The organism is Mycetohabitans sp. B2, from assembly GCF_021733735.1.
In the GTDB taxonomy this organism is placed as follows: domain Bacteria; phylum Pseudomonadota; class Gammaproteobacteria; order Burkholderiales; family Burkholderiaceae; genus Mycetohabitans; species Mycetohabitans rhizoxinica.
This window is the reverse complement of sequence record NZ_JAHKSP010000021.1, coordinates 32,581-57,845: the sequence shown is the minus strand read 5'-3', so window position 1 is coordinate 57,845 and position 25,265 is coordinate 32,581. Positions and strand designations below refer to the sequence as shown.

Here is a 25,265-nt window from a genome sequence, read left to right as displayed (position 1 = left end):
CTGTGGCCAACGAGGCGCGAGCATCAGCCAGCGCCCCGGCAAGCCCGACAAGCGCAATGCCCAGCATGGTGACGAAACACCGCGCCGCCACGCAACGCATGTTGCCGAATCGAACGCTGCTCACCCGTAGCCCTCCGCTGATAGCGCCAATGGTCCATGATCGCTGCGCCCGGCTTCCCAGGCCGCGTCGTCGGCAATAGTTCCCGCCGAGTCAGTGCCATCGCCTGGGGCAGCCGGCAGGCGGGGTTTGATTGCATCGACCACGGCGATCCGGTGCGACCCGCTCCATATCGTGCCGATCCACACCGGTGACGTGACCGATGCCATGCGAGGCTGGAATGCGCGGGAACCACTAAAAGGATCCGGTGGCAACGGCGAAGGTAGGTTGCCGGCACGCCTCTGGTCGGCATCGACATCTCGCTCGGCAGCGACATCCTTGCTGGCATCAAGCGCGCGAACGGCGTCCGCCGCCAGGCTGCGCGCCGGCAACGGCACGCGGGACTCGTGTCCCCCCTCGCAGCCGCAGCCCGCTGCAGCGAGACCGGGTCCACCGCGCATGCCATATAGCGTCAACAGGGCGCGCAACGACAGTTGTCCACCGTCCACTTTCAGCTGAACTTCGTCGGGTACCGCGATCACCGGCAGCGTGCTCAATGAACCAAGAAAGGACCACGCGCCGATAAAATCGCCGGATGCGGCCAGCCTGGCCGTCTGCCGGGCAACTGCTTGCGCCCCCTCGCCTCGGTGTTCGCCCACCGCGAATTCGGCAACAGGCTCGACGCTGTCGAGTAACAGGCCCGCACGTGCTGCCAACGTGTCGATCCGTTGCATGTGCTGTGCGACGTCCGGATCGATTCGCCCAGCACGCGCCTGTTCCAATTGGCTCCTGAGCGCGGGCAACGCACTGATTTGCCGATGGGTTTGCGCAGTCTTTGCACGCAGCTCAGCCACCGCCACGGCCTCGGCACGCATGCGCTCGTCGCGCAAGGATTGCGACACATACAGCGTGCCGCTAAACGACAACGCGGCCAACGCCCCTATCGCGATACGGAACGGCATGGCCGGCCACTGCTCCAGCGGCCGCACCACCAATGCCCGCCACGACACAAGCAGCGCCGCCTGACCGCGTAAGCTGTATGGGACAGCGTCGATTGTGTGCGTCATCATGAGGGCGCTCCAGCGTCGACGAACTGCTCCACACCTCGCGCAGCAACACGCTGCTCATGCGGCGATGCCGGCGGCCGCGTACCGGCGTGGGTCAACCGCGCAGTAAAGTCGAACGCGCCAGCAGGCGTGGTGCGGCCTGTGCCGGCGGCCTCACGATCAGGCGGCACGCGCCGAAACGACAGGACGCTGGTCGAAACCACGCCTGGCGCATGCCGCAATTCATTGAGCCATGCGGATAAAGCAGGCTGGCCAGTGGCTTGCCCGCTGACGAATGTCTCGTCGCCGCGCCGACTCAGTTCGGTCAGGCGTACGTCATGGGCTGCGGCCCTGGACAGGCGGTCAAGCAATGCGAGCAACTGGTCCCTACGCACCGCGCGCTGTGTCGCGTGCTCGCAAAACGCGCGGTAGGCACCCAGCTCGGCCTGCAGGCTGGCATGCTCGGCCATCGGAATCGCTGCAGCCGCAAGGTCACTTTCGAGCCGTTGCCGGTTCTGCTCAGCCGCGATGTCATTGCGTCCAGCGGCGGCCGCCACGATCGCCGCGACCCCAACGCCGCCCAACGCGGCACATGCCGCACCAAACGCTCTGCGTTGACGCATTCTGCCTCGGCGCCGCGCGCGATAGGGCAACAGGTTAAAACCGCCCAGGTCGCCAAGCAGCAACGCACATGCCGCGCGGCAACGCCCGTCACGCGTCCTCGCTGACACGCCGCTCATTCGAGCACTCCGCGCATCGCGAGCCCGAAGGCGACGGCATACGCCGGACTGTTGCTGCACGGTTGTGCGGCGATCAACGCACGGCAAAATGGCGCACACCGGAATAGCTGCGGATCGCATCCGAGTGCGCCGCGCAACGCATCGAAATCGAGGCCCGCGGCCGCGATCGCGGCGACCTCGCCGCTCACCACGGCACCCGAGAGGTCATCCGAGGCCAGCGCGTCACGCAGCGCGTCCAATATCGGGCCCCGATGCCCGGGTAACGCATGCCACTCGCGCCGTACCATCGTGCCGCGCAGCAGCCATGCATACACAGTGCCACCACCGGCCCATATCGCGCACCAGCAACAATCGGCGGGCAACACCAGTGCCCCCTGCAGCCGGCACGCACGCAGTGCAGCCGCAGCCTCGCCGTCCACCGTACTGAGCACGATGTTCGCAGCCGCTGCGGTGGCGATCCGTATATCGAGCCAATCACGCGAAGCGGCGGTGATCGTCACCGCGTCGGGATCGTCGTCCCGATCCGCCATGAGCCAATCGACGACGATCGACGATGGATCCACGCCAAACAGGCGTTCGGCCTCGGCCAGCACTGCCGGCTCCAATTCGTCGAACGCGGCGCAAGCGTGCTGCGCCGAAGCGAGGCCAGGCGTGCGACGTGCCAGCTCGGCGAGCGAGGTCACGCCCGTGTAGGTCACCGCCGGCGGCAACGCCATCGCGTATCGCACACTGGCGAGGGACCGCCGTATCGGAATACCGTCGCGCAATACGCTCAATGCCCGCGACACGCATTCGGGCCGCAGGATTTCGGCATCCTCCACCACACCCGCCGGCAGCGGTTGCGCCGCCAGGTGCTCAACGCGCACGTCGGCGCCGTCAGCCAGCCTGCGGCTGGCCACCGCCATCCGGATTTCTGACGGCGTAATGTCGATTCCCGCCGCGAACCGGCGCCCAACGGACAATAAAGCATTCTGCATGTTCCCTCCCTTGCTGCGCCGCGTCGGCCGGAAACCACTCCGGCTCTGCGCTCAACGAAGCGTGCAGACATTGTTGCGAGCCGCGCCGCCGCCGAACATTCGGCTGATTGGCCAGCGGCGGCTCACTCACGCCACATCGCGCCCACAATAGGCATCGTTGCGGATAAGGCGAGCAGTCATGTCAGCACGCCCCGCTATAATCGCGAGTTCGTGTTTTTGGTATTCCCATGCAATCGACGACGCCTGACGCCTCTCCTCCTCCGGCCGGCCCAAAGCGCAAGCGCGCGCTATGGTGGCGGGCTCTGCTCGCGCTGGGCACCCTGCTGATCGGTACGATACTGGCGCTGGTGCTGGTACTGTGCTACGCGACGCTCGTCGCCGAGCGCAACCTTCCATCGTTGGACGCATTGACGGACTACCGGCCCAAGGTACCACTGCGCATCTATACGGCGGACCATGTGCTGATCGGCGAATTCGGCGAGGAACACAGGCGTATCGTGCAATTCGACGAGATCCCGGAGGTGATGAAAAAGGCCGTGCTGGCGATCGAGGACTATCGCTTCTACAATCATGGCGGCGTCGACCTGACCGGCATCGTGCGCGCCGGCGTGGCCAATTTCACCCGCGGCGGCAGTGCGCAAGGCGCCAGTACGATCACGATGCAGGTGGCACGCAACTTCTTTTTGTCCAGCGAGAAAACCTACACCCGCAAGCTGTACGAGATGCTACTCGCGTATAAGATCGAGTCGGCGTTGACGAAGGATCAGATTCTTGAGGTCTACATGAATCAGATCTATCTCGGGCAACGGGCGTACGGTTTCGCTAGCGCGGCGCGCGTGTATTTCGGCAAGGATTTGAAGGACGTGACGCTCGCTCAGGCGGCCATGCTCGCCGGGCTGCCCAAGGCGCCATCCGCCTACAACCCCGTGGTCAACCCCCGGCGCGCGAAGATACGCCAGGAGTACATCCTGCAACGTATGCTCGAGTTGCACTACATCAGCGCGGAGCAATACGATGCGGCGGTACACGAGCCGATCGTGCTCAAAACGGTGAGCACGCCGTACAGCGTGCACGCGGAGTACGTGGCCGAGATGGTGCGGCAGTTGATGTACGCGCAGTATCGCGACGAGACCTACACGCGCGGCTTCGAGGTGGTGACGACGATCGATTCGGCGGACCAGGAGGCCGCATACCGCGCCGTGCGCAAGGGCGTGATGGACTACGACCGACGCCACGGTTACCGTGGGCCGGAAGGGTTTATCGAATTGCCGCAAGATGCCGCCGAGCGCGAGCAGGCAATCGATGACGCATTGCTCGAACACCCGGACAACGGCGAACTGGTCGCCGCCGTCGTCACGCAAGCGGGCCCGCACGAGGTCAAGGCTACACTGATCGACGGCAACACCGTCACCATCCAAGGCGATGGGTTGCGCTTTGCCGCCGCGGCCTTGTCCGGGCGCGCGCAGCGGAACCAGCGCATCCGCCCCGGATCGATCATCCGGATCACCAAGGCCGCGGACGGTGCGTTTAGCATCGTGCAGTTACCCCAGGTTGAGAGCGCGCTCATCGCGCTCACGCCGCAGGATGGCGCGATCCGCGCACTGATCGGTGGCTTTGATTTCAACAAAAACAAATTCAATCACGTCACGCAGGCGTGGCGCCAACCCGGTTCGAGCTTTAAGCCGTTCATCTATTCGGCCGCGCTGGACAAAGGGCTGGGTCCGGCGACGATGATCAATGACGCGCCGCTGTACTTTGCGCCGACCACGCCTGGCAGCCATGCGTGGGAGCCGAAGAACTACGGCGGCAGCTACGATGGGCCGATGACAATGCGCACCGCGCTGCAGAAGTCGAGGAACCTCGTATCGATCCGAATCTTGGGCCATATCGGCACACACTACGCACAGCAGTACATCACGCAATTCGGCTTCGACGCCGATAAACACCCCGCCTACCTGCCGATGGCGCTCGGCGCGGGGCTCGTCACGCCATTGCAGATGGCCGCCGGCTATGCGGTGTTCGCCAACGGCGGCTACCGGATCAATCCCTACCTGATTGCCGAGATCACCGATGCGCGTGGCGCGCTCGCCGCGCGCGCGCAGCCGGTGGTGGCCGACCAAAATGCGCCGCGCGCGATCGATCCGCGCAATGCGTACATCATGAACAACCTGCTGGTCGGTGTCGCACAGCGCGGAACGGGCGCCAAGTCGAACGTGCTCAAGCGCGTGGACATCGGCGGCAAGACCGGCACGACCAACGACTCGCGCGACGCCTGGTTCGCCGGCTACCAGCACACGCTGGTCGCAGTCGCATGGATCGGCTTTGACAGCCCGCGCAGTCTAGGCGATCGCGAAACCGGCGGCGGCCTCGCATTGCCCATTTGGATCGACTACATGGGCCGGGCACTCAAGGGCAAGCCCACCTACACCATGCCCCGCCCACCAGGCATCGAGGATATCGGCGGCGAACTGTACTACGCCAACATGATGCCGGGCTCAGGGTTCGTGGCGACAGTCGGCGTACCTGCCTCGGCGCTGGCTGAGGAATCGGCGAGCGCCGCCTCGGACTCGGGTGTCAACGCGAGCGTGAACGAATCCGAACGACAGGACATCATGAACCTGTTCAAGGGCCAGTGAGCACGCCGCACAAGCGCGGCGCGCACTCAGCACGGTGCACCGCATGCCGGCTCACGACGCGCGCGCTAGCGTGACCGGCTGGCCCGCATGCTGCGACACCGCGGCGGACAACGTCGCAAAAAACTCGGTTGACGTGCGGGTATCGCGCCACGCGCCGTCGACATACTTGAAGTGATACCCACCGGACTTCGCTGCGATCCAAATTTCCTGCATCGGTGGCTGCAGGTTCACAATGATCTTCGAGGCGTCGTCGAATTCGAGCGTCAGCACGTTTGCGCTGCGCTCGCATTCAACGTCGATGCCCGCCTCATCGGCCGCGTCCTCGAGTGCCGTTTGCACGGCGTTGAGCGTCTGTTCGGCCAGCTCCAGGTATTCGGTATCGGTCATGCTAAACTCCACCGGTTAGATTGACAGGGTTTGTCATGCGTGTCGTTTCAGGGTTGTCGGGCATTGTAGCGGGTCCGCGCGCACGTGCCGGCGCGGTGTCGTATGGTATCGTGGCCTGGGGAATCGCCGTGCTCGCGGGCTGTGGACAGCGTGGCCCGTTGTACTTACCCAGTGTGCCGCCGCTGCCTGAACGGCCGGCCTTCATCGCACAACCGGCGTCCACCACCGCTGCATCGTCGGCCAGCAGCGCCATGGGCACATCCGCGACGCCATCCCTCGACGACCCATCGCAGCGCGGCCTTCGGATCGCGCCAAACCTGTCCGTTCCGCGCTCTGCCTCCGGTACGGCCCAACCTGCCCGCTGATTCATGGTCAATGCCTTCGCCTACGTCGATGCTCAACTGCACGTTGAACGCGTACCCGCCGGCCAGCTCGCCGAACAATACGGCACGCCGCTCTACGTCTATTCGCGTGCTGCGCTGACCGACGCCTACCAGGCCTATGCGGGTGCGTGCACCGGCCGCCGCGCCAAGGTCCATTACGCGGTCAAGGCCAACAGCAACCTTGCCGTGCTGAATGTGTTCGCCCGCCTGGGCGCCGGATTCGATATCGTCTCCGGCGGCGAACTCGCGCGGGTGCTCGCCGCTGGCGGCAAGCCGCACGACGTGGTGTTTTCCGGCGTCGGCAAGAATGCAGCCGACATGCGCATGGCGTTGGAGGCGGGCGTGCGGTGCTTCAACGTCGAGTCGCTGGCCGAATTGGCGCGGCTGAACCAGATCGCCGGGGAATCAGGCCGAATCGCACCGATTTCGCTGCGTGTGAACCCCGATGTCGATGCGAAGACTCATCCGTATATTTCGACGGGTCTGAAGGCGAACAAGTTCGGCGTCGCCTTCGACGATGCGCGTGCGGCGTATCGCACGGCGCTGGGCATGAAGCATGTGCGCATTGCGGGCATCGACTGCCATATCGGCTCGCAAATCACCGAGATTTCCCCCTACCTTGATGCCATCGACAAGGTACTCGAGTTAGTCGCGCAAGTCGAAGCAGACGGCGCGCCAATCGACCATATCGACGTCGGCGGCGGCCTGGGCATTCGCTACGATGACGAAACGCCACCGAACATCGGCACATTCGTGAAAACAATACTGGACCACTTCGATCGGCGTGGACATGGCCATCGTGAAATCTGGTTCGAGCCTGGCCGTTCGCTAGTCGGCAATGCGGGAATCTTGTTGACCCGCGTCGAATACTTAAAGCCGGGAGCGGTCAAGCATTTCGCGATCGTCGATGCGGCGATGAACGACCTCGCCCGCCCCGCCATGTACGACGCGTATCACGCGATCGATGCGGTCGCGCCGCGCGATGGCCGGCCGCCGGTGACCTACGACATCGTCGGCCCGGTATGCGAGAGTGGCGACTGGTTGGCTCGCGATCGGTCACTCGCGCTGGAGCCCGGCGACCTGCTTGCGATACGGTCAACTGGTGCGTACGGATTCGTGATGAGCTCGAACTACAACACCCGTCCCCGGGCCGCCGAGTTGCTTGTGGACGGCGAGCAGGTGCACGTGGCCCGCCGACGCGAAACGCTCGCGCAGTTGATGGACGGCGAATCGGTGCTACCCGACTGACCGATTCCTATTTTTATGCAATGCGGCCGAAAAAACCGCCGGTGTGCGGCGGTCGCAATGCGGGTCATCACCGTACAGCGCCGCCTAGAGTTGGCCGTAGCTGTGCAAGCCGGACAGAAACAGATTGACGCCGAGGAACGCAAAAGTCGTCACGAGCAAACCGGTCAACGCCCACCATGCTGCTGGCGCGCCACGCAACCCTTTCATCAGCCGCATGTGCAGCCAGGCCGCGTAATTTAACCAGACGATCAACGCCCAAGTTTCCTTCGGATCCCAACTCCAATAGCCCCCCCAAGCCTCGGCAGCCCACAACGCACCAAGGATGGTCGCGATCGTGAAGAAAGCGAAGCCGACCGCGATCGACTTATACATCATGTCGTCCAGCAATGCGAGCGAAGGCAGTCGATCGTCCAGCATGCCGCGCTGCTTGAGCAGATAAGCCACCGATACCATTGCCGACAACGCGAAGCTGCCATAGCCGATGAAATTGGCCGGCACATGGATCTTCATCCACCAACTCTGCAACGCTGGCACGAGCGGCTGAATGTGTTGCGCGTCGCGTGATATTGAGTACCACATTAGAAATCCGACGGCCGCGCTGATCACTAGCAGCACGAATGCACCCAACGCCCGCGTACGGTAATGCGATTCGTAATAAAGATAAAACAGCGCAGTGATCAGGCAGAACAGCACGAACACTTCATACAGGTTCGAAATCGGAATGTGGCCGACATCCGGGCTGATTAAGTACGACTCGTACCAGCGCACCATCATCCCCACGAATCCCATCAATACCGCCGCCCACGTCAGCTTCGAGCCGATCGCGCCGCCCGAGGCCGAGCGCGTCAGCGTGCCGATCCAGTAGAACACGGTCGCGATGACAAACAGCGCGCTCATCCATAGGATCGCCGACTGGCTCGACAGCAGGTACTTCAGGAAAAACGTCGACTCGGACCGTGCCAGGTCGCCGCGATACAGCACCACGCCGGACAGTGCCAGCACCGCGATGCCCAGCGCCAGCCATCGAACCGGTTTCCAGCGCCAGCCCAGCACAATCAACGCCGGCACGGTCCCGCACAACACGCCGACGTCATACCCGTTCATGTATGCGTGATAGTGCGACAGCGCAAAGCCCGCGCCCACGATCACCAGCAACGCGAACAACCCGTCAAGCAGCGTCAGGCGGCGCAGCAGCGCACGGGTATCGAAGTCTGGTCGCCCGGCCCGCGGCCCCTCAACCGACGCAGTGGCTTGGGCGGCGCACGGCGGGCATGACGCCGTATCCAACGCTGAGGCCCGGGCGGGCCGGGAAGACGAATGAGTCAAATCCATGATCTTCACTTTTGCGGGGATCGCAAGGTTGGTGCCGACGTGTCACCCGTTTGCGACGACGGTGCGTCGTCGCCGGCATCAAACGAATGCGTATCGGCATGGGACGTGGCAACATGCGACGGGCCGGCATCGAGCGGCCGTACACCCAGCGCCGCGCCCAGTGCGTCGCGCACGCGCGCGTATTCGCTAGCAAAATCGAGCGTTCTGCGGGCCGTGGACATGGCCATCAGGACGCGGGTGCCGCCGTGCGGTCCCTCGGGCTTGAGCCAGATCCACAGGCGGCGTTCGCGCACGTAGAACATCGCAAAGATGCCCAGCACGAGCAGGATGCTGCCAAGATACACGAGAGACTTGCCGGGCGCGCGGGTCAGCTGAAACACCGACGCCTGCACCTGCTCGAAGGAGTCAAGTTGCAGGTACACGGGCGCACCGTAGAAAAAACTGTCCGACAACGCATTCATGGCGCTTTGCATGAAGCGCATGTTATCGGCGTCGGGCGGCGCGGGTGGCTCCCCGGCGCGCTCCCGTGCGATTTGCCACACTTCCCAGATCGCCCCTTCGAGCATCCGCAACAACAACTCGGCTGCCTTTTGCTGCTCCGCGCTCGGCACCGAATGGTCAATGAACTCGGCCACGGCCTGGAATCCGCCGCTCGGGGGCGTGCCGGCGGGCATGCCATCGGTGCGTGCGCCGCCGGCGAACAGGTTCAGCACGCGCGCGGCGCTGTCGCACAAATGGCTCTGCAATTCGCTACTGCCGGCCGACGGCATCGACCGTACGGCGAATCGGCGCGCCGCCTCGTCGCGCACGATGGGATCCGCCAGCGCTGCGCGCAGCCGCATCCACTCATTGACGGAGCCGGCGTTGTCCGCCGGAATGCGCAAGTAGCGAAACGGATCATCGGGACGACTGCGCATGCCTGCCAGAAACAAGCGCTGGCCATCGATCAGCACCGGCAGCATGTAATTATTATATTCATGCGCCTGCCCGTTCTTGTCGCGAATCTTGAACTGCACGGACGGACCGACATTGCGCAGCTCGACCGGTTTCGAGGTCTTCGCGCCCGATCCCAACCGTTCGTCAAACGCCTGTTTGAGCGATTGATGCGATACGCCGCGCGCATCCTTCTGCCCGGCGCCGTTCGAAACATTCTCGACATTGATGGCACGAAAATCCGTGAACTCGACGGTGTCGTCCTGCCCGAGCGATCCCAGCGGCATCGATTCGCCGATCGTACCGTCAAGCGGCACGGGCTGGCTGCCAGTGCCGGTCATCGGGTAAGCGATCATGCGCATCGTCGAGCCCCCATCCTGAAAACTGGATTGGTAGATAGCCACGCCGTTGTAGACGAACGGCTTGTTGACTTCGACACGCGCCGGGATGCGCTTGCCGCTGTCATGGTCGACCACGACGATGTCGCTGGCGAACAACTTGGGCATGCCGGTCGAGTAATAATCGACGATAAACTTATTCAACTCGATCGAGAATGGCAAATCCTGAATCAGGGAACCATTCTGCTGGTTCAGTATTGCCGTGGACACATGCTGGCCTTCCGGCACCCAGGCATAGCCCCGAAAGGTTGGATTGGACGCCGACAACCGGTGCTCCGCGCCAATCTGGCTGATCACCTGGTTGGACTGCACAGGGGTCTTGTTGAATAGCCACATTTGCAGCTTGATCGGTAGGTTGCTGTCAAGCAGCCCGCCGAGGCAAATCACGACGATCGCCAGATGGGCAAAGATATAGCCGAGCTTATTGAATGCGCCACGCTTGGCGGTGATCAGCGTCGCCACCCCGTCTGGTTCGTCGCACGGCACGGTCCGCATCTGATAGCCGAGCCGGCGCACGAGCGCGCCGAGCGTCTGCGCCGCCTGCTCCCGGTCCATCGTTGCCACATACTCCGCGTTGTGGTGGAATGCGCGCAAGCTGCCCTCGCGCACGCGCTCCTTCCAGCTTTTCATGTCGGCGATCATCTTCGGCGCATTGCGGATCACGCACAGCGAGATCGACACGATCAGAAACGCAAGAATTAGCAGGAACCACCACGCGCTGTACATCGTGTACAACCTGAGCGCGCGGAAGATGTCGGCCCAGAACGGACCGAACTGGTTAACGTAGTTCGGGTAGGGGTCTTCCTGCGTCAGTACCGTGCCGATGACGCTCGCGATCGCAAGAATGACCAGCAGGCTGATCGCAAAGCGCATCGAGCTGAGTAGCTCGATCGCGTCGCGCACGATTCGATGTCCGGTACGAATCTGCACGCCCGACGTTGAAACACTCAATTCACACTCCATTGGGACGCTGCCCGCCAGCGCCGCATTACCGCAAGCCGCTGATGTAGTCGGCCACCGCCTTGATCTCATGATCGCTGAGCCGCGCCGCGATCTGGCTCATCGGCACGTTGTTGTTGCGCGTGCCTTGCGCGAACGCCCTCAATTGCGCGATCGTGTAGTCGCTCCACTGCCCGGCCAGGCGCGGATACTGCGCCGGGATCCCGGCGCCGGCGGGTCCATGACAACCCGCACACGCCGGCACGCCCTTCTCTGGGATGCCGCCGCGCCAGATTCGCTGGCCCACCGCCACCAGCGCGTTGTCGCGCGCGAAACCGAGCGTTTGCTGCTGCGACGCGAAATAGGCCGCCACGTTCGCTGTGTCCTGGTCCGACAGCGCAGCGGCAAAAGGGGCCATCACGTCGTTCTGGCGCTCCGGTTGCTTCGCCCCCGGCTGCGTCTTAAAATTGATCAATTGCTTAACGGTGTAGTCCGCGTGCTGTCCGGCAAGCTTCGGGAATGCCCCACCCACGCTGTTGCCGTCCGTGCCATGACACGTCGCACACACCTGGGCGGCAATGGCTTGTCCCCGATTGAGGTCCGGCTTTGCCGGCGCATCCGCCGCGCCTGCCAACCCCGTCCATCCCGACACCGCACCGATTCCTGCCAACATTTGAAGCACGACCACAGACTTGCTCAATCGGTTCATTCGCACACCTTGTTTCGTCTTGTAGGAAAGAGAACTGAGGTTCTGCAACAAACGACGGTAGGCAGCCTCCGGCGACCCGGCGGGCACGCATTGGATCGTCAGTGAACCGTCGCATTGTACAATAACGCGCTATTCGCGTTGATGCCAGCCCGGGGTTGCCCGGCCACTGCCCTTGCATTGCGCCGCCCTGTTGGTGATCCCATGCCCTTGCTACATCAGTCCCGTTTTTTTACGACCGTCAACCATCTGCGCGACCTGCCCGCGACGATACAGCCGGAAGTGGCATTCGCCGGCCGCTCCAACGCCGGCAAGTCCACGGCAATCAACGTGTTGTGCAACCAAAAGCGGCTTGCGTTCGCGAGCAAGACGCCCGGGCGCACCCAGCATATCAATTACTTTGCAATCGGGCCGGCGGATGCGCCCGTTGCGCATCTGGTAGATCTGCCCGGGTACGGATACGCCGAAGTGCCTGGCGCCGCGAAGGCGCATTGGGAGGCGTTACTGAGCACCTACCTGACGACGCGGCCGCAGATCCGCGGCCTGATCCTCATGATGGATTCACGGCGGCCATTCACGGAACTGGACCGACGCATGGTCGAGTGGTTCGGCGCGACCGCGCGGCCGATCCACGTGCTGCTGACCAAATGCGACAAATTGACGCGCCAGGAAAGCACGAATGCCCTGCGTGCCGCGCAAAAAGCCGCCACCGCTTACCAGGCTGCCGGTCTGCGCAGCGAGATCACGATACAGCTGTTCTCGGCTCTCAAGCGCATCGGCCTGGACCAGGCTCACACACAGCTGGAGCACTGGTTGGCACCTGACGCCGCCTCACAAGCGGATGCGCAGTCCGACCCCGATGCGAGCGAATAGGCATAAGGCACCGATAAATGAGGCGCCGATAAAAAAACCCGCCGTCACGCGGCGGGTCAACAGCCTAATCGTAGAACGACAGGCACCCGCTCAGGGAGGAGAAGCGGGGAGTTCCGCACATCGTGCGGCACTCGCTCGGTATGATATACCAATGGCCTGAAAAGTTTTGGGCATTGCCATCTGTCCAATAACCGACTCGAATACCCATCCCTATGAGCTTCTTTCCCCAATACCGTCCACGTCGCATGCGTCGCGATGATTTCTCGCGCCGCCTAATGCGTGAGAACCACCTGACGACGGATGATCTGATCTACCCAGTATTCGTCGTCGAAGGCACGCAGGTTCGCCAACCAGTGGCCTCATTGCCGGGCGTCGAACGTACGTCAATCGATCTGTTAATGGGTGTGGCTGAACAATGTGTCAAGGCCGGCATTGCGGTGCTGTCGTTGTTTCCGGCGATCGAACCCTCGCTGAAGACGCCAGACGGACGGGAGGCGAGCAATCCCGACGGGCTGATCCCGCGAGCGGTACGCGAGCTTAAGCGCCGCTTTCCCGAGCTTGGCGTGCTGACCGACGTCGCGCTGGATCCGTACACGAGCCACGGACAAGACGGCGTGCTGGATGAGCATGGCTATGTGATCAACGACGTGACATCAGCACTGCTTGTCGAGCAGGCACGCACGCAAGCACAGGCCGGCGTCGATATCGTGGCGCCATCGGACATGATGGACGGCCGGATCGGCTCGATCCGCGCAATGCTCGAGAACGAAGGTCATATCCATACCCGGATCATGGCTTATGCGGCCAAGTATGCGTCAGCATTTTACGGTCCGTTCCGTGACGCGGTCGGCTCGGCGGCCAATCTAGGCAAGGGTAACAAGATGACGTACCAAATGGACCCAGCCAATGGCGACGAAGCGCTACGCGAGGTCCAGTTGGACATTGAGGAAGGCGCGGACATGGTCATGGTCAAGCCTGGCATGCCGTACCTGGACATCGTATATCGGGTGAAAGAGGCCTTTCACTTTCCAACCTATGCGTATCAGGTCAGCGGCGAGTACGCGATGCTGAAGGCCGCCGCACAAAACGGCTGGCTGGATCACGACAAGGTCGTTATGGAGTCGTTGCTGGCATTCAAGCGGGCTGGCGCGGATGGTGTGCTGACCTATTTTGCACTGGATGCCGCCCGTATCCTGCGGGAACAGCGTTGCTGATGCCGCCCCCACCTCGCATGGGCGCGATCCAACCCATCCAACCTGAGCAATCCAGCAGGCGCGATCCAGCGGGCGCGACCAGGCGGAGCCCTATCCAGGGGAGTCGCTCCCGCAACGGTGATCCGGGGGCGCAATTGGGTGGGGACGATCCGGCGGGGCCTATCCACGGTAGGCGGTCCAGCGCCGGTGATCTAGCAGCGGGTCCCGCCTATGGCATGCTCCGGCGTCACGTCGCCAGCAGCGCCTGCTCCCAGTCTTTTAGCCGGCGATAGGGGACGGGGCACCGATCAGGCGATCTAGGCTTTTCAGGAAAAGCTCCGGCGACTGATAGCCAACGACTCGAGCCAGTTCTCGGCCTTGGGCGTCGAAGAAAATGATTCCGGGCGGCCCAAACAGCCGAAAACGCCGCAGCAACGCCTGGTCGTCGGCGTTGTTCGCCGTCACATCGGCACGCAGCAGGCGCATCGACGCCAATTTCGTCCGCACACGCTCGTCACTGAATGTGAACTGCTCCATTTCCTTGCAACTGGTGCACCAGTTCGCGTAAAAATCCAACATCGCCGGCCGTCGCGCCGCGCCCAGCGCCTGATCCAACTGTGCCGTCGACGTGACCGGGGTAAAGGTAGGTAGAGTGACGGCGATCGTTGCTGCCGTCCCGGACCCGGTCCGCGCGCCGGCAAAGACAGCGAGCGGTCTGAGCGGATCCGACGAACCGGCGGCCACCCCAACCAGCAGCGCGACAGCCCACACGGCAAGCGCCGCGGCCAAGCCCTTGCCCAATCGCGTCCCAATCGATACCGTGCCGGTCGAGCGATCAAAAAGCCGCAGTAGCGCTGCCGTGAACATCAACCACAGCGCCGCCAGCGACATCGAGATCGTGCCGGGCAACACCGGTGCCACGAGCCACAGCGCGACGGCCAGCAGCATCATGCCGAAAATACGCTTGACGGCGTCCATCCAGCGACCCGCGCGCGGTAGCAGCGTGCCGGCCCCGATCCCAACGACCAGTAGCGGCACGCCATTGCCGAGGCCCATCGCGAACAGCGATGCGGCCCCTACGCCGACGTTGCCGGTATGCGCGATGAATAGCAAGATCGCAGCCAGCGGCGCGGTCATACATGCGCCGACGACGACAGCTGACAACGCCCCCATGATAAAGACGGCCGCAAACCGCCCCCCCGCCTGGCGCTGCGACAGCGCATTGGCGCGGTCCTGCAGCCCCTGTGGCAACTGAATATCCCGACCCGCCAACAACAGGCACCCCATCCCCGCGATCAGTATCGCAAAGACACCGAGCACCCACCGGTTCTGCAACCACGCCCCGAGACTTTGGCCGATCGCCGCAGCCGCTACGCCGAGCAACGCGTACACCAGCGCCATACCAAGCACATAGGTCACGGACAGCGTGAAGCCGCGCGCGCGCGTCACGTGCGCCCCTTGGCCAACAATGATCGATGACAGAATCGGAATCATCGGCAGCGAGCAGGGAAACAAGCTCAATACGATGCCACCGGCAAAGAAGAACGCCAGCACAGCAAATAATCCGTCCTGTTGCAACACTGCCTGCGCATCGTCGGCGCTGAAGAAGCGCTCGATTAACGGACCCGCTCGTGCGTTGCCGTCACCGGTCGCCGTCGCACCTACTACGCCAGCCTTTACTGCCGGGCCGCTCAGATGCACGACGTGCTCGGCCGGCGGGTAACAGATCCCCTGGTCCGCGCAGCCCTGCGACGTCACGACAAGATCGAATGCGCCACCCGCGCGGCTAATGGGCACCGTGACGACAAGCTTGCCGCGGTACGTCTCGACGTCCTGATTGAAGGTTGGGTCGAACTTAATCTTGCCAGGCGGCAGCTGTGGCGCCCCCAGCGTAGCATCGCCCGACTTGACGGCAAATGCAAAGCGTTCACGGTACAGGTAGTAGCCGTCGGCAATGCTGAAATGCAACTCGACCGTCCCCGGCTTTTCGACCGAGCTAAACTGAAACGCGTCTTGTGGATCGAGAAACGCGTCGCTCGCCCACGCGGCGCGAAACGCCAGTGCTATCCACAGCACCGCGATAATCAGCGCGATCCAGGTCAACCATGACGCAGCAGCCGAACGTTTGAAAGACGAACTAAACATGTATCGGACGTGATGTCTCCGTGTCGACCCACAACGCGTAGGCAGGCGACGACGCAGCGGACCAGGACAGAATCTCCGGCGTCTGATACGGATGGTTTGCGGCAATAAACTTTTCTAAATCGAGCGCACGCGCCACCGTCGTCTTGAACAACAGCGGCACCTCGTCTGCGTGTTCGAGCCCACCTTGCCAATGATAGACCGAGTGCGACGGCGCAAGCTGCGTCACACAGGCCGCTAACCGCGCGTCCAGTACGGCGCGAGCAAGCGTCGCCGCAGCCTGGGCATCGGGCAATGTCGTGAGCATCAGAATGATGGTCGATGACACACGTTCCTCCGGCATCATTAAATGATGGGCGACAGCCTACCGGGCACGCCGCCTCTACTGCGATATCGTAACATCCGTGCGCGATCGTGTTCGTGCGCCAAACCAGCCTCCGGGGTGCGCCACATAAAGAAAAAGGCCAAGCTGGGCTTGGCCTTTGATTTGCTGACGCAGCGCTTATTCGCCTTCTGCCACTTCCGCTGCTTCCTCGACGACCGGACGGTCAACCAACTCAACCAGCGCCATCGGTGCGTTATCGCCAACGCGGAAGCCGAACTTCAGGATCCGCAGATAGCCACCCGGGCGCGTTGCGTAGCGCGGACCGAGCACTTCGAACAACTTCGATACCGACTTGTCGTCACGCAACCGTGCGAAGGCAAGACGGCGGTTCGCGACGGACGGCTTCTTGCCCAGCGTGATCAACGGCTCGACAACCTTGCGAAGCTCTTTTGCTTTAGGCAACGTCGTCTTGATGACTTCATGCTCGATCAACGAGTTCGACATATTACGGAGCATCGCCAAGCGGTGGCTGCTCGTGCGGTTCAGTTTCCGCAAACCGTGACGGTGACGCATTTCAGTTTCCTTGATTCAGAGTTTTGATCCAGCTCTTCTATTGCGCGACTCGATACGAGATACGAGGAACGTGCACGGGCCGGTACGGGATACGACAAGACGCGGATTTTAAAAGAATATCCGCGCCATTGCCAGTTCATTACAACGGGCAGCAACGCCCGCCGGTTACTTGTCGAGGCCAGCCGGCGGCCAATTTTCCAGCTTCATGCCGAGCGTCAAGCCACGCGAAGCGAGCACTTCCTTGATCTCGTTCAACGACTTGCGGCCCAGGTTCGGCGTCTTCAACAACTCGTTCTCGGTCCGCTGGATCAGGTCACCGATATAGTAGATGTTCTCGGCCTTCAGACAGTTCGCGGAGCGCACCGTCAGCTCGAGATCGTCGACCGGACGCAGCAGGATCGGATCGATCTGCGGTGCACGCGACGGCGCTTCAGCCGTCGTTTCGGTGCCTTCCAGTGCCGCGAACACGGACAACTGGTCGACCAGGATACGAGCCGATTGACGAATCGCTTCCTCCGGCGAAATCACACCATTGGTCTCGATGTTCATTACAAGCTTGTCCAGGTCGGTACGCTGCTCAACCCGTGCACTCTCAACCGCGTAGCTGACTCGGCGAACCGGCGAGAACGACGCGTCGAGCACAATGCGGCCGATGACCTTTGCGCTTTCGTCGCCATAGCGGCGCACGTTGCCCGGCACATAGCCACGACCCTTCTCGACCTTGATCTGCACGTCGAGCTTGCCGCCTTTGGAGAGATGGGCGATAACGTGCTCTGGATTGATGACCTCGCAATCGTGCGGCACTTCGATGTCACCGGCGATCACCACACCCTCGCCTTCCTTGCGCAGCGTGACGGTCACTTCATCGCGGTTGTGCAGCTTGAACACCACGCCCTTGAGGTTCAACAGCAGGTTGACCACGTCCTCTTGCACACCGTCGAGCGTCGAATACTCGTGCACGACGCCGGCGATCGTCACTTCGGTCGGCGCATAGCCGATCATCGACGATAGCAAAACACGCCGGAGCGCATTGCCCAAGGTGTGACCATAACCGCGTTCAAACGGTTCCATGACCACTTTCGCGTGGTTGTCGCCAAGCGAATCCACTGCGATGATCTTGGGCTTCAACAAACTGGTTTGCATAGGTTTTCCTTTTCAATACCCTCGGCTCGTTACACCGATAAGGCTGACCGGTGACAACCTGAAAAACGAACAGCCGAGCCACCGGCGCACACGGGCGCACCCGCGCGGACAAGCAGCTCGGCCGTCGATACGATTAGCGCGAGTACAATTCGACAATCAGGCTTTCGTTAATGTCGCCGGCAATGTCGCTACGCTCCGGCACGTGCTTGAAGGTGCCTTCAAACTTCTTCGCATCGACCGACACCCAGCCCGGGAAGTTGTTCTGCTCGGCCAGCGACAACGCCTCTTGAATCCGTGTCTGCTTCTTCGCTTGCTCGCGCACAGCAACCACGTCGCCGGCTTTCACCTGCAATGACGGGATGTTCGCCACTTGGCCGTTCACGGTGATCGCCTTGTGGCTGACCAGCTGACGCGCTTCAGCGCGCGTCGAGCCAAAGCCCATGCGATACACGACCGTGTCCAGACGCGACTCGAGCAGTTGCAGCAGCGTTTCGCCGGTGTTGCCCTTGCGGCGATCGGCTTCGGCGAAGTAACGACGGAACTGACGCTCGAGCACGCCGTAGATCCGCTTCACCTTTTGCTTTTCGCGCAGTTGCAGACCGTAGTCGGACGTGCGGGCGCCCGACGTACGACCATGCTGACCCGGCTTGCTGTCGAGCTTGCACTTATCGGCGAGCGAGCGACGCGCGCTCTTCAGGAACAGATCGGTGCCTTCGCGGCGGGACAGTTTTGCTTTTGGACCGGTATAGCGTGCCACTTTGCAATTCCTTAACGTTGATTCACGCGGGTCTGGCCGATCCGCGCTAGTTCGCGCCCTTTGGGCCGAACGGTGGACTTAGTCGATAAACTCAATGCAGCGAGCCTGTTGCCGTGCGCGGCAACAGGCTCCAATACACTTGCCAGCATCAGATGCGGCGGCGCTTCGGCGGACGACATCCGTTGTGCGGCACCGGTGTCACATCAGAAATCGACGTGATTTTAATGCCAAGGCCGTGCAGCGCGCGAACCGCCGATTCGCGACCCGGACCCGGACCCTTGATCCGGACCTCGAGGTTCTTCACGCCATACTCGACCGCGACGCGGCCGGCCGACTCGGCGGCAACCTGCGCAGCGAACGGGGTTGACTTGCGCGACCCCTTGAACCCTTGACCACCCGATGTCGCCCACGCCAGTGCGTTGCCCTGACGATCCGTGATCGTGATGATCGTGTTATTGAACGACGCATGGACGTGCACCACGCCCTCAGCGACGTTCTTTTTGACCTTCTTGCGAACGCGTTGCGCCGCGCTGCTGTTCGAAGCCTTAGCCATTACGTTTTCCTGTAACTGTCAGTTCCGCTTACTTCTTCAGCGCTTGGGCTGCACGACGCGGACCCTTACGGGTACGGGCGTTCGTGCGCGTGCGCTGACCGCGCATGGGCAGACCCTTACGATGGCGGACGCCTTCGTAGCAACCGATGTCCATCTTGCGCTTGATGTTCATCGTCACTTCGCGGCGCAAATCGCCCTCGACGACGAACTTCGCGACTTCATCGCGCAGCTTTTCGAGATCCGCGTCGGTCAGTTCTTTGACCTTCTTCGAAGTGTCCACGCCAGCGGCCACACAGATCAACCGTGCGCGCGAGGCACCAATACCGAGAATCGCCTGCAGGCCGATCACGGTGTGCTTGTGAACGGGGATGTTAACCCCTGCGATACGAGCCATTGTTTTTCCTCAAACAAAAAGCGCAAGCGTGGCCTTAGCCCTGGCGCTGCTTGTGACGCGGATCCGAGCTGCAAATGACGCGCACGACGCCCTTGCGCTTGATGATTTTGCAATTGCGGCAAATGCACTTAACCGATGCCATCACTTTCATGATATTACCCTTTTTCTCAATCACTTCGCCCGGAACACGATCCGCGCACGAGACAGATCGTAAGGCGTCAATTCCACCGTTACCCTGTCGCCCGGGAGGATCCGGATATAGTGCATCCGCATCTTTCCGGAGATATGCCCCAACACGACATGGCCGTTTTCCAGTTTGACCCGGAATGTTGCATTAGGAAGGTTCTCAATGACCTCACCTTGCATCTGAATGACATCGTCTTTGGCCATATTCCTTGTGCTCAACGCATCGGGAGGTTGCCGCCCTTGAAATTGGCTTTCTTGAGCAGCGATTCATACTGTTGCGACATAACGTACGACTGGACCTGCGCCATGAAGTCCATCGTCACGACGACAATGATCAGCAGCGAAGTGCCGCCGAAGTAGAACGGCACGTTCCAGCGCAGTACCAGGAATTCGGGCAAGAGGCACACGAATACGATATAGACCGCACCGGCTAGCGTCAAACGCGTGAGAATCTTGTCGATGTAACGCGCAGTCTGCTCACCCGGGCGAATCCCCGGAACAAAGGCACCGCTTTTCTTCAGGTTGTCGGCCGTTTCCTTGCTATTGAACACTAACGCAGTGTAGAAGAAGCAGAAGAAAACAATCGCCAACGCGTACAACATCACGTACACCGGTTGCCCCGGCGCCAACGTCGACGCCAGGTCATGCAGCCAACGCATATTTGCACCGGAGCTGACCCAGTTCGCGATCGTCGCCGGCAGCAGAATGATCGACGACGCGAAAATCGGCGGAATCACACCCGACATGTTCAGCTTCAGTGGCAGGTGCGACGACTGACCACCATAGATCTTGTTACCGACTTGGCGCTTCGCATAGTTCACAAGGATCTTGCGTTGCCCCCGTTCGATAAACACGACCAAATACGTGACCGCGGCAATCAGCACGACGATGATAATCGCCGAGATGATGCTCATCGAGCCCGTGCGCACCAGCTCGAACAACCCGCCGATCGCGTTCGGGAAACCCGCCGCGATACCACCGAAGATAATGATCGAAATCCCGTTGCCCAAGCCGCGCTCGGTGATCTGCTCGCCGAGCCACATCAGGAACATCGTGCCGGTCACCAGCGTCACTACCGTCGTGAGCCGGAACATCATGCCCGGATCGATCACCAGGTTGGGCTGATTCTCAAGCGCAACCGCGATACTGAACGCCTGGAACGTCGCCAGCGCCACCGTGAAGTAGCGCGTGTACTGGGTGATCCTGCGCTGACCCGCCTGCCCTTCCTTCTTCAGCGCTTCCAACTGCGGGGACACGATCGCGAGCAGCTGCATGATGATCGATGCCGAGATGTACGGCATGATCCCCAGCGCAAACACCGTAAACCGCGACAGCGCGCCACCCGAGAACATGTTGAACATGGCCAGGATGCCGCCGGACTGGCTTTGGAACAGCTTGGCCAGTTGGTCAGGATCGATTCCCGGCACCGGGATATGCGCGCCGATCCGGTAGACGATCAACGCCAGCAGCAGGAAGACCAGCCGCCGACGCAGATCGCCGTACTTCGGCCCACTGCGTCCAGTCTTTGCGAAAGTCGGGCTGTTAGCCAAGAACCTTCTCCGTAGCAAATCCGAGTGACTGCGTCTGCAACGACTTACTCAGCAAACGAACCGCCCGCAGCTTCGATCGCAGTGCGCGCGCCCTTCGTGGCACCCAACCCCTTGATCGTGACCTTGCGCTTGATCTCGCCGGTCGCAATGATCTTCGCGCTCTTGATCAGCTCACCCACGAGGCCCGCTTGCTTCAGCGCCAGCAGATCGATTTCGTCGACCGGCAGCTTCTCCAGGTCGCCCAGACGCACTTCACCAACGAACTCCTTCGTCAGCGACGTGAATCCGCGCTTGGGCAAGCGGCGCTGCAATGGCATTTGACCGCCTTCGAAGCCCACCTTATGGAAGCCGCCCGAACGCGACTTCTGACCCTTATGACCACGGCCCGCCGTCTTGCCCAGGCCGGAGCCGATGCCACGACCGACGCGACGCTTTGCGTGCTTCGAGCCTGCAGCCGGCTTCAGGTTGTTCAATTCCATCTTCACTCCTTAAGCTCGTGTCGCGCTTAGCCGATGACCTTGACGAGGTACGAAACCTTGTTGATCATGCCGCGCACCGCCGGCGTGTCCTGCAATTCGCTCACCGAGTTTAGGCGACGCAGGCCGAGGCCGCGCACCGTCGCGCGATGTGTGTCGCGGGTACCGATCAGGCTCTTGACGAGCTGGACCTTGACAGTTTTTCCAGACATGGTGACCACCCCGCCTTAACCCAAAATTTCTTCGACGCTCTTGCCGCGCTTAGCCGCAATATCGGCTGGCGTGGACTGGCGACGCAGACCGTTGAGCGTGGCGCGAACGAGGTTGTATGGGTTCGTCGAACCGTGGCTTTTCGCCACAACGTTCGTCACGCCCATCACCTCGAACACCGCACGCATCGGGCCGCCGGCAATCACGCCGGTACCTTGCTTGGCCGGTGCGAGCAACACCTGCGACGCACCGTGCTTGCCGTGCGCCTCATGCTGCAGCGTGCCGTTCTTCAGCGGCACCTTGAACATGTTGCGGCGAGCCTGCTCCATCGCCTTTTGGACGGCGACCGGTACTTCCTTGGCCTTGCCCTTGCCCATACCAACCCGGCCATCCCCGTCGCCAACCACCGTCAGCGCGGCGAAACCGAGAATCCGGCCACCCTTCACGACCTTGGTCACACGATTGACCGAGATCATCTTTTCGCGCAGGCCATCGTCGCGTTCGTCGGCCTGAACCTTCGCTTGCATCTTTGCCATGACGAATCCCTATCCTTAGAACTTGAGCCCGGCTTCACGCGCGGCATCGGCAAGCGCCTTGACGCGGCCATGATAGCGGAAGCCCGAGCGGTCGAAGGCGACGGATTCGATACCGGCAGCCTTGGCCTTCTCGGCGATACGCTTGCCGATCAGCTGAGCCGCGGCGACATTACCGCCCTTGCCCGACTTGTCGGCCAGTTGCTGGCGCACCTCGACCTCAACGGTCGATGCGCTCGCCACCACCTTCGTACCACACGGCGAGAACACCTGCGCGTAGATATGCTGGTTGGTGCGGTGCACGGCCAGACGCGCAACCTGCAGCTCAGCGATCTTGATACGCGTTTGACGAGCACGGCGCAGGCGAGATTGAGTCTTATCCATGATTGCGCACCTTTACTTCTTCTTCGTTTCCTTGAGGATCACGACTTCGTCGGCGTAGCGCACACCTTTGCCCTTGTAGGGCTCAGGCGGACGGTAACCGCGCACTTCGGCGGCAACCTGGCCGACCTTCTGCTTGTCGATCCCCTTGATGACGATTTCCGTTTGCGACGGCGTTTCCGCCTTCACACCTTCCGGCATCTGATGCACGACCGGATGCGAGAAGCCCAGCGACAGATTCAGTTTGTCGCCTTGCGCCTGCGCACGGTAACCAACGCCGACCAGCGTGAGCTTGCGCTCGAAGCCCTTCGTCACGCCGTTCACCATGTTCGCAACGAGCGCGCGCATCGTGCCAGACAGCGCAGTCGCCTCGCGCGATTCATCGGCCGGTTGGAACTTCAGTTCGCCGTTGTCGTTGATCACCTTCACAAGCGGGTTCAGCGCCTGAGAAATCGTGCCCAACGGCCCCTTCAGCGTAATCTGCGTATCGCCCAGCGTCACCTCAGCACCGTTGGGCAGAGGAATCGGGCTCTTACCTACTCGAGACATGTTTCACTCTCCTGTCGGGCTTTACGCGACGTAGCAAATGACTTCGCCGCCCACACCCGTGGCGCGCGCTTTGCGATCGGTCATGACACCCTTGGGCGTGGACACGATGGCGACGCCAAGGCCATTCATGACCTGCGGGATGTCGTTGCGACCGCGATACACACGCAACCCGGGCTTGGACACACGCTCCAGACGCTCGATGACCGGCCGGCCGGCGTGGTACTTCAGCGCAATGTTCAGTTCCGCCTTCGGGCCGTGGGCCTTCACGGCGAAGTCGTCAATATAGCCTTCGTCCTTCAGGACCTGCGCGATTGCGACCTTCACTTTCGACGAGGGCATCGTCACCGCAGCCTTCTCGACCATCTGCGCGTTGCGGATGCGAGTCAGCATATCGGCGATAGGATCACTCATGCTCATTTATGTTGCTCCTTACCAGCTCGCCTTCGTCAGGCCGGGAATCTCGCCGCGGAATGCGATTTCGCGAATCTTGCCGCGCGCCAAGCCAAATTTGCGGAACGTGCCACGCGGACGCCCGGTGATCGCGCAGCGATTGCGCTTGCGGGTCGGGTTCGCGTTGCGCGGCAGTTGCTGCAGCTTCAGGCGCGCTTCGTAGCGCTCTTCGTCGGACTTGCTCGTATCGTCAATGATCGCCTTCAGCGCCGCGCGCTTTGGCGCATACTTCGCTGCGAGACGAGCACGCTTCTTTTCACGTTCGATCAGTGCCAGTTTAGCCACGGTAACCTCAGTTTCTGAACGGGAACTTGAAGCTGGCGAGCAGTGCCTTCGCTTCTTCGTCGGTCTTCGCAGTCGTCGTGATGCTGATATTCAGCCCACGCAGCGCGTCGATCTTGTCGTAATCGATTTCGGGGAAAATGATCTGCTCCTTCACCCCGATATTGTAGTTGCCGCGGCCATCGAATGCCCGGCCCGAGATGCCGCGGAAATCGCGCACCCGAGGCAGCGCGATCGTCACGAAGCGATCCAGGAACTCATACATCGCGCGACCACGCAGCGTGACCATCGCGCCAATCGGATAGCCTTGGCGGATCTTGAAGCCCGCGATCGCCTTACGCGCCTTCGTCACGACCGGCTTTTGACCGGCGATCTTCGTTAGATCACCCACCGCATTGTCGATGATCTTCTTGTCAGCGACCGCCTCGCCAAGACCCATATTCAACGTGATCTTGGTGATGCGCGGCACTTCCATCACGGACTTGTAGCCGAACTTTTGCGTCAGTTCGGGAACAATCTTCTCTTTGTAAACCTGCTGCAAACGTGCCATTTTCGACTCCCGACTCAGGCGCTCAGCACAGCACCGGTGGTCTTCAGGAAGCGCACCTTCTTGCCCTCCTCGACCTTGATGCCCACTCGCGATGCACGGCCGTTCGCATCGACCAACGCGACGTTGGAGATGTGCAACGGCATCGACTTGCTTTCCACACCGCCGGTCGTGCCCTTCATCGGGTTCGGCTTCACGTGCTTCTTCACGAGATTGATACCTTCAACCGTCACACGATCGCCCGCAACCGCCAGCACGGTACCGCGCTTGCCCTTGTCCTTGCCTGCGATGACGATGATTTCGTCACCCTTGCGAATCTTGTTCAT

Annotated in this window: 31 protein-coding genes; 5 read left to right on the top strand and 26 right to left on the bottom strand. The window is 61.7% G+C overall.

The features are described 5' to 3' along the window. Positions 1-120: 120 nt before the first annotated feature. From KPG66_RS04775 to pilM, 3 genes are read right to left on the bottom strand one after another with little or no spacing between them, the layout of a single operon-like run. Positions 121-1,167, bottom strand: a complete 1,047-nt coding sequence (locus KPG66_RS04775) for a hypothetical protein (RefSeq protein WP_237070147.1) — start codon at positions 1,165-1,167, stop codon at positions 121-123. After that, entirely contained in the window at positions 1,164-1,883 is a 720-nt protein-coding gene (locus tag KPG66_RS04770; RefSeq protein WP_013434826.1) for a hypothetical protein, read from the bottom strand. Before KPG66_RS04770 ends, KPG66_RS04775 begins: the two co-directional genes overlap by 4 nt. After that, entirely contained in the window at positions 1,880-2,860 is a 981-nt protein-coding gene (gene pilM, locus KPG66_RS04765) for a pilus assembly protein PilM (protein WP_237070146.1), read from the bottom strand. The genes KPG66_RS04770 and pilM overlap by 4 nt, the downstream gene beginning before the upstream one ends. A gap of 227 nt (positions 2,861-3,087) precedes the next feature. Here pilM and KPG66_RS04760 point away from each other — a divergent pair, with 227 nt between their 5' ends. Next, complete coding sequence (locus KPG66_RS04760) at positions 3,088-5,496, top strand: penicillin-binding protein 1A (RefSeq protein ID WP_237070145.1); 2,409 nt, start codon at positions 3,088-3,090, stop codon at positions 5,494-5,496. A gap of 51 nt (positions 5,497-5,547) precedes the next feature. Here KPG66_RS04760 and cyaY read toward each other — a convergent pair whose 3' ends face one another. Further along, the gene (cyaY, locus tag KPG66_RS04755; RefSeq protein WP_041753273.1) at positions 5,548-5,883 is read right to left on the bottom strand and encodes an iron donor protein CyaY; all 336 of its coding nucleotides are present in this window, start codon (positions 5,881-5,883) and stop codon (positions 5,548-5,550) included. A 35-nt stretch (positions 5,884-5,918) separates the two neighbouring features. Between cyaY and lptM the strand changes: the two genes are divergently transcribed. Then, positions 5,919-6,248 carry an LPS translocon maturation chaperone LptM gene (gene lptM, locus KPG66_RS04750; protein ID WP_083813431.1) on the top strand — a complete coding sequence of 110 codons (330 nt, stop codon included), beginning with the start codon at positions 5,919-5,921 and terminating at the stop codon, positions 6,246-6,248. A gap of 3 nt (positions 6,249-6,251) precedes the next feature. Next, complete coding sequence (gene lysA / locus KPG66_RS04745) at positions 6,252-7,514, top strand: diaminopimelate decarboxylase (protein WP_013434821.1); 1,263 nt, start codon at positions 6,252-6,254, stop codon at positions 7,512-7,514. Between the two features lie 84 nt (positions 7,515-7,598). On the opposite strand, the gene ccsB is transcribed toward lysA, so the two are convergent. The 3 genes from ccsB to KPG66_RS04730 are packed head-to-tail and all read right to left on the bottom strand — an operon-like array spanning position 7,599 to position 11,825. Beyond that, positions 7,599-8,846, bottom strand: coding sequence for a c-type cytochrome biogenesis protein CcsB (gene ccsB, locus KPG66_RS04740; protein ID WP_083813497.1), 1,248 nt, complete (start codon positions 8,844-8,846; stop codon positions 7,599-7,601). 5 nt (positions 8,847-8,851) lie between these two features. Further along, on the bottom strand, positions 8,852-11,128 hold the full coding sequence (locus KPG66_RS04735; RefSeq protein ID WP_237070144.1) for a cytochrome c biogenesis protein ResB: 2,277 nt from the start codon (positions 11,126-11,128) through the stop codon (positions 8,852-8,854). Between the two features lie 37 nt (positions 11,129-11,165). Further along, positions 11,166-11,825 carry a c-type cytochrome gene (locus KPG66_RS04730; protein ID WP_041753269.1) on the bottom strand — a complete coding sequence of 220 codons (660 nt, stop codon included), beginning with the start codon at positions 11,823-11,825 and terminating at the stop codon, positions 11,166-11,168. Positions 11,826-12,026: 201 nt separating this feature from the next. On the opposite strand from KPG66_RS04730, the gene yihA reads away from it, so the two are divergent. Both yihA and hemB read left to right on the top strand, forming a co-directional pair. After that, positions 12,027-12,695: a ribosome biogenesis GTP-binding protein YihA/YsxC gene (gene yihA, locus KPG66_RS04725; protein ID WP_237070143.1), complete on the top strand. Its 669-nt coding sequence runs from the start codon at positions 12,027-12,029 to the stop codon at positions 12,693-12,695. Between the two features lie 212 nt (positions 12,696-12,907). Then, complete coding sequence (hemB, locus tag KPG66_RS04720) at positions 12,908-13,909, top strand: porphobilinogen synthase (protein ID WP_013434816.1); 1,002 nt, start codon at positions 12,908-12,910, stop codon at positions 13,907-13,909. Positions 13,910-14,167: 258 nt separating this feature from the next. Here hemB and dsbD read toward each other — a convergent pair whose 3' ends face one another. From dsbD to rplX, 19 genes are all read right to left on the bottom strand, one after another. Further along, complete coding sequence (gene dsbD / locus KPG66_RS04715; protein WP_237070142.1) at positions 14,168-16,033, bottom strand: protein-disulfide reductase DsbD; 1,866 nt, start codon at positions 16,031-16,033, stop codon at positions 14,168-14,170. Continuing rightward, a complete protein-coding gene (gene cutA, locus KPG66_RS04710) occupies positions 16,026-16,376 on the bottom strand; it encodes a divalent-cation tolerance protein CutA (protein ID WP_237070141.1) in 351 nt (116 codons plus the stop codon). Before cutA ends, dsbD begins: the two co-directional genes overlap by 8 nt. Before the next feature lie 156 nt (positions 16,377-16,532). Further along, positions 16,533-16,928 (bottom strand): 50S ribosomal protein L17, encoded by a 396-nt coding sequence (gene rplQ / locus KPG66_RS04705; RefSeq protein WP_237070140.1) that lies wholly within the window; start codon positions 16,926-16,928, stop codon positions 16,533-16,535. Positions 16,929-17,093: 165 nt separating this feature from the next. Next, entirely contained in the window at positions 17,094-18,071 is a 978-nt protein-coding gene (locus tag KPG66_RS04700; protein WP_013434811.1) for a DNA-directed RNA polymerase subunit alpha, read from the bottom strand. Between the two features lie 133 nt (positions 18,072-18,204). Beyond that, positions 18,205-18,828 (bottom strand): 30S ribosomal protein S4, encoded by a 624-nt coding sequence (gene rpsD / locus KPG66_RS04695; protein ID WP_013434810.1) that lies wholly within the window; start codon positions 18,826-18,828, stop codon positions 18,205-18,207. Positions 18,829-18,976: 148 nt separating this feature from the next. Next, positions 18,977-19,381 (bottom strand): 30S ribosomal protein S11, encoded by a 405-nt coding sequence (gene rpsK / locus KPG66_RS04690; RefSeq protein WP_013434808.1) that lies wholly within the window; start codon positions 19,379-19,381, stop codon positions 18,977-18,979. A 28-nt stretch (positions 19,382-19,409) separates the two neighbouring features. Next, a complete protein-coding gene (rpsM, locus tag KPG66_RS04685; protein WP_013434807.1) occupies positions 19,410-19,775 on the bottom strand; it encodes a 30S ribosomal protein S13 in 366 nt (121 codons plus the stop codon). Between the two features lie 34 nt (positions 19,776-19,809). Further along, positions 19,810-19,926, bottom strand: a complete 117-nt coding sequence (rpmJ, locus tag KPG66_RS04680; RefSeq protein WP_041754149.1) for a 50S ribosomal protein L36 — start codon at positions 19,924-19,926, stop codon at positions 19,810-19,812. A 20-nt stretch (positions 19,927-19,946) separates the two neighbouring features. After that, on the bottom strand, positions 19,947-20,165 hold the full coding sequence (infA, locus tag KPG66_RS04675) for a translation initiation factor IF-1 (RefSeq protein WP_041753265.1): 219 nt from the start codon (positions 20,163-20,165) through the stop codon (positions 19,947-19,949). 11 nt (positions 20,166-20,176) lie between these two features. After that, on the bottom strand, positions 20,177-21,511 hold the full coding sequence (gene secY / locus KPG66_RS04670) for a preprotein translocase subunit SecY (RefSeq protein WP_041753264.1): 1,335 nt from the start codon (positions 21,509-21,511) through the stop codon (positions 20,177-20,179). A gap of 44 nt (positions 21,512-21,555) precedes the next feature. Further along, on the bottom strand, positions 21,556-21,990 hold the full coding sequence (gene rplO / locus KPG66_RS04665; protein WP_041753262.1) for a 50S ribosomal protein L15: 435 nt from the start codon (positions 21,988-21,990) through the stop codon (positions 21,556-21,558). Positions 21,991-22,016: 26 nt separating this feature from the next. Next, the gene (gene rpmD, locus KPG66_RS04660; RefSeq protein ID WP_041753260.1) at positions 22,017-22,199 is read right to left on the bottom strand and encodes a 50S ribosomal protein L30; all 183 of its coding nucleotides are present in this window, start codon (positions 22,197-22,199) and stop codon (positions 22,017-22,019) included. Positions 22,200-22,214: 15 nt separating this feature from the next. Then, positions 22,215-22,733, bottom strand: a complete 519-nt coding sequence (gene rpsE / locus KPG66_RS04655) for a 30S ribosomal protein S5 (RefSeq protein WP_013434800.1) — start codon at positions 22,731-22,733, stop codon at positions 22,215-22,217. Between the two features lie 15 nt (positions 22,734-22,748). Beyond that, a complete protein-coding gene (gene rplR / locus KPG66_RS04650) occupies positions 22,749-23,114 on the bottom strand; it encodes a 50S ribosomal protein L18 (protein WP_013434799.1) in 366 nt (121 codons plus the stop codon). Between the two features lie 12 nt (positions 23,115-23,126). Continuing rightward, complete coding sequence (gene rplF / locus KPG66_RS04645) at positions 23,127-23,660, bottom strand: 50S ribosomal protein L6 (protein ID WP_237070139.1); 534 nt, start codon at positions 23,658-23,660, stop codon at positions 23,127-23,129. 21 nt (positions 23,661-23,681) lie between these two features. Continuing rightward, complete coding sequence (gene rpsH / locus KPG66_RS04640; protein WP_013434796.1) at positions 23,682-24,077, bottom strand: 30S ribosomal protein S8; 396 nt, start codon at positions 24,075-24,077, stop codon at positions 23,682-23,684. A gap of 12 nt (positions 24,078-24,089) precedes the next feature. After that, the gene (rpsN, locus tag KPG66_RS04635; protein ID WP_013434795.1) at positions 24,090-24,395 is read right to left on the bottom strand and encodes a 30S ribosomal protein S14; all 306 of its coding nucleotides are present in this window, start codon (positions 24,393-24,395) and stop codon (positions 24,090-24,092) included. 7 nt (positions 24,396-24,402) lie between these two features. Then, positions 24,403-24,942, bottom strand: a complete 540-nt coding sequence (gene rplE, locus KPG66_RS04630; protein ID WP_013434794.1) for a 50S ribosomal protein L5 — start codon at positions 24,940-24,942, stop codon at positions 24,403-24,405. A 14-nt stretch (positions 24,943-24,956) separates the two neighbouring features. Continuing rightward, positions 24,957-25,265 (bottom strand): 50S ribosomal protein L24, encoded by a 309-nt coding sequence (rplX, locus tag KPG66_RS04625; protein ID WP_013434793.1) that lies wholly within the window; start codon positions 25,263-25,265, stop codon positions 24,957-24,959.

What these genes read in the sequence shown, in the direction of transcription:
- cyaY (WP_041753273.1), bottom strand. Translation starts at nt 5,883, where the DNA reads ATGACCGATACCGAATACCTGGAGCTGGCCGAACAGACGCTCAACGCC.
- KPG66_RS04770 (WP_013434826.1), bottom strand. Translation starts at nt 1,883, where the DNA reads ATGAGCGGCGTGTCAGCGAGGACGCGTGACGGGCGTTGCCGCGCGGCA.
- KPG66_RS04730 (WP_041753269.1), bottom strand. Translation starts at nt 11,825, where the DNA reads ATGAACCGATTGAGCAAGTCTGTGGTCGTGCTTCAAATGTTGGCAGGA.
- cutA (WP_237070141.1), bottom strand. Translation starts at nt 16,376, where the DNA reads ATGATGCCGGAGGAACGTGTGTCATCGACCATCATTCTGATGCTCACG.
- yihA (WP_237070143.1), top strand. Translation starts at nt 12,027, where the DNA reads ATGCCCTTGCTACATCAGTCCCGTTTTTTTACGACCGTCAACCATCTG.
- rpsH (WP_013434796.1), bottom strand. Translation starts at nt 24,077, where the DNA reads ATGAGCATGAGTGATCCTATCGCCGATATGCTGACTCGCATCCGCAAC.
- rpmJ (WP_041754149.1), bottom strand. Translation starts at nt 19,926, where the DNA reads ATGAAAGTGATGGCATCGGTTAAGTGCATTTGCCGCAATTGCAAAATC.
- rplR (WP_013434799.1), bottom strand. Translation starts at nt 23,114, where the DNA reads ATGGATAAGACTCAATCTCGCCTGCGCCGTGCTCGTCAAACGCGTATC.
- rplE (WP_013434794.1), bottom strand. Translation starts at nt 24,942, where the DNA reads ATGGCACGTTTGCAGCAGGTTTACAAAGAGAAGATTGTTCCCGAACTG.
- KPG66_RS04700 (WP_013434811.1), bottom strand. Translation starts at nt 18,071, where the DNA reads ATGCAAACCAGTTTGTTGAAGCCCAAGATCATCGCAGTGGATTCGCTT.
- rpsM (WP_013434807.1), bottom strand. Translation starts at nt 19,775, where the DNA reads ATGGCTCGTATCGCAGGGGTTAACATCCCCGTTCACAAGCACACCGTG.
- rplQ (WP_237070140.1), bottom strand. Translation starts at nt 16,928, where the DNA reads ATGCGTCACCGTCACGGTTTGCGGAAACTGAACCGCACGAGCAGCCAC.
- rplX (WP_013434793.1), bottom strand. Translation starts at nt 25,265, where the DNA reads ATGAACAAGATTCGCAAGGGTGACGAAATCATCGTCATCGCAGGCAAG.
- dsbD (WP_237070142.1), bottom strand. Translation starts at nt 16,033, where the DNA reads ATGTTTAGTTCGTCTTTCAAACGTTCGGCTGCTGCGTCATGGTTGACC.
- KPG66_RS04775 (WP_237070147.1), bottom strand. Translation starts at nt 1,167, where the DNA reads ATGATGACGCACACAATCGACGCTGTCCCATACAGCTTACGCGGTCAG.
- lptM (WP_083813431.1), top strand. Translation starts at nt 5,919, where the DNA reads ATGCGTGTCGTTTCAGGGTTGTCGGGCATTGTAGCGGGTCCGCGCGCA.
- rplO (WP_041753262.1), bottom strand. Translation starts at nt 21,990, where the DNA reads ATGGAATTGAACAACCTGAAGCCGGCTGCAGGCTCGAAGCACGCAAAG.
- rplF (WP_237070139.1), bottom strand. Translation starts at nt 23,660, where the DNA reads ATGTCTCGAGTAGGTAAGAGCCCGATTCCTCTGCCCAACGGTGCTGAG.
- lysA (WP_013434821.1), top strand. Translation starts at nt 6,252, where the DNA reads ATGGTCAATGCCTTCGCCTACGTCGATGCTCAACTGCACGTTGAACGC.
- hemB (WP_013434816.1), top strand. Translation starts at nt 12,908, where the DNA reads ATGAGCTTCTTTCCCCAATACCGTCCACGTCGCATGCGTCGCGATGAT.
- rpsK (WP_013434808.1), bottom strand. Translation starts at nt 19,381, where the DNA reads ATGGCTAAGGCTTCGAACAGCAGCGCGGCGCAACGCGTTCGCAAGAAG.
- KPG66_RS04760 (WP_237070145.1), top strand. Translation starts at nt 3,088, where the DNA reads ATGCAATCGACGACGCCTGACGCCTCTCCTCCTCCGGCCGGCCCAAAG.
- ccsB (WP_083813497.1), bottom strand. Translation starts at nt 8,846, where the DNA reads ATGGATTTGACTCATTCGTCTTCCCGGCCCGCCCGGGCCTCAGCGTTG.
- infA (WP_041753265.1), bottom strand. Translation starts at nt 20,165, where the DNA reads ATGGCCAAAGACGATGTCATTCAGATGCAAGGTGAGGTCATTGAGAAC.
- rpmD (WP_041753260.1), bottom strand. Translation starts at nt 22,199, where the DNA reads ATGTCTGGAAAAACTGTCAAGGTCCAGCTCGTCAAGAGCCTGATCGGT.
- rpsE (WP_013434800.1), bottom strand. Translation starts at nt 22,733, where the DNA reads ATGGCAAAGATGCAAGCGAAGGTTCAGGCCGACGAACGCGACGATGGC.
- pilM (WP_237070146.1), bottom strand. Translation starts at nt 2,860, where the DNA reads ATGCAGAATGCTTTATTGTCCGTTGGGCGCCGGTTCGCGGCGGGAATC.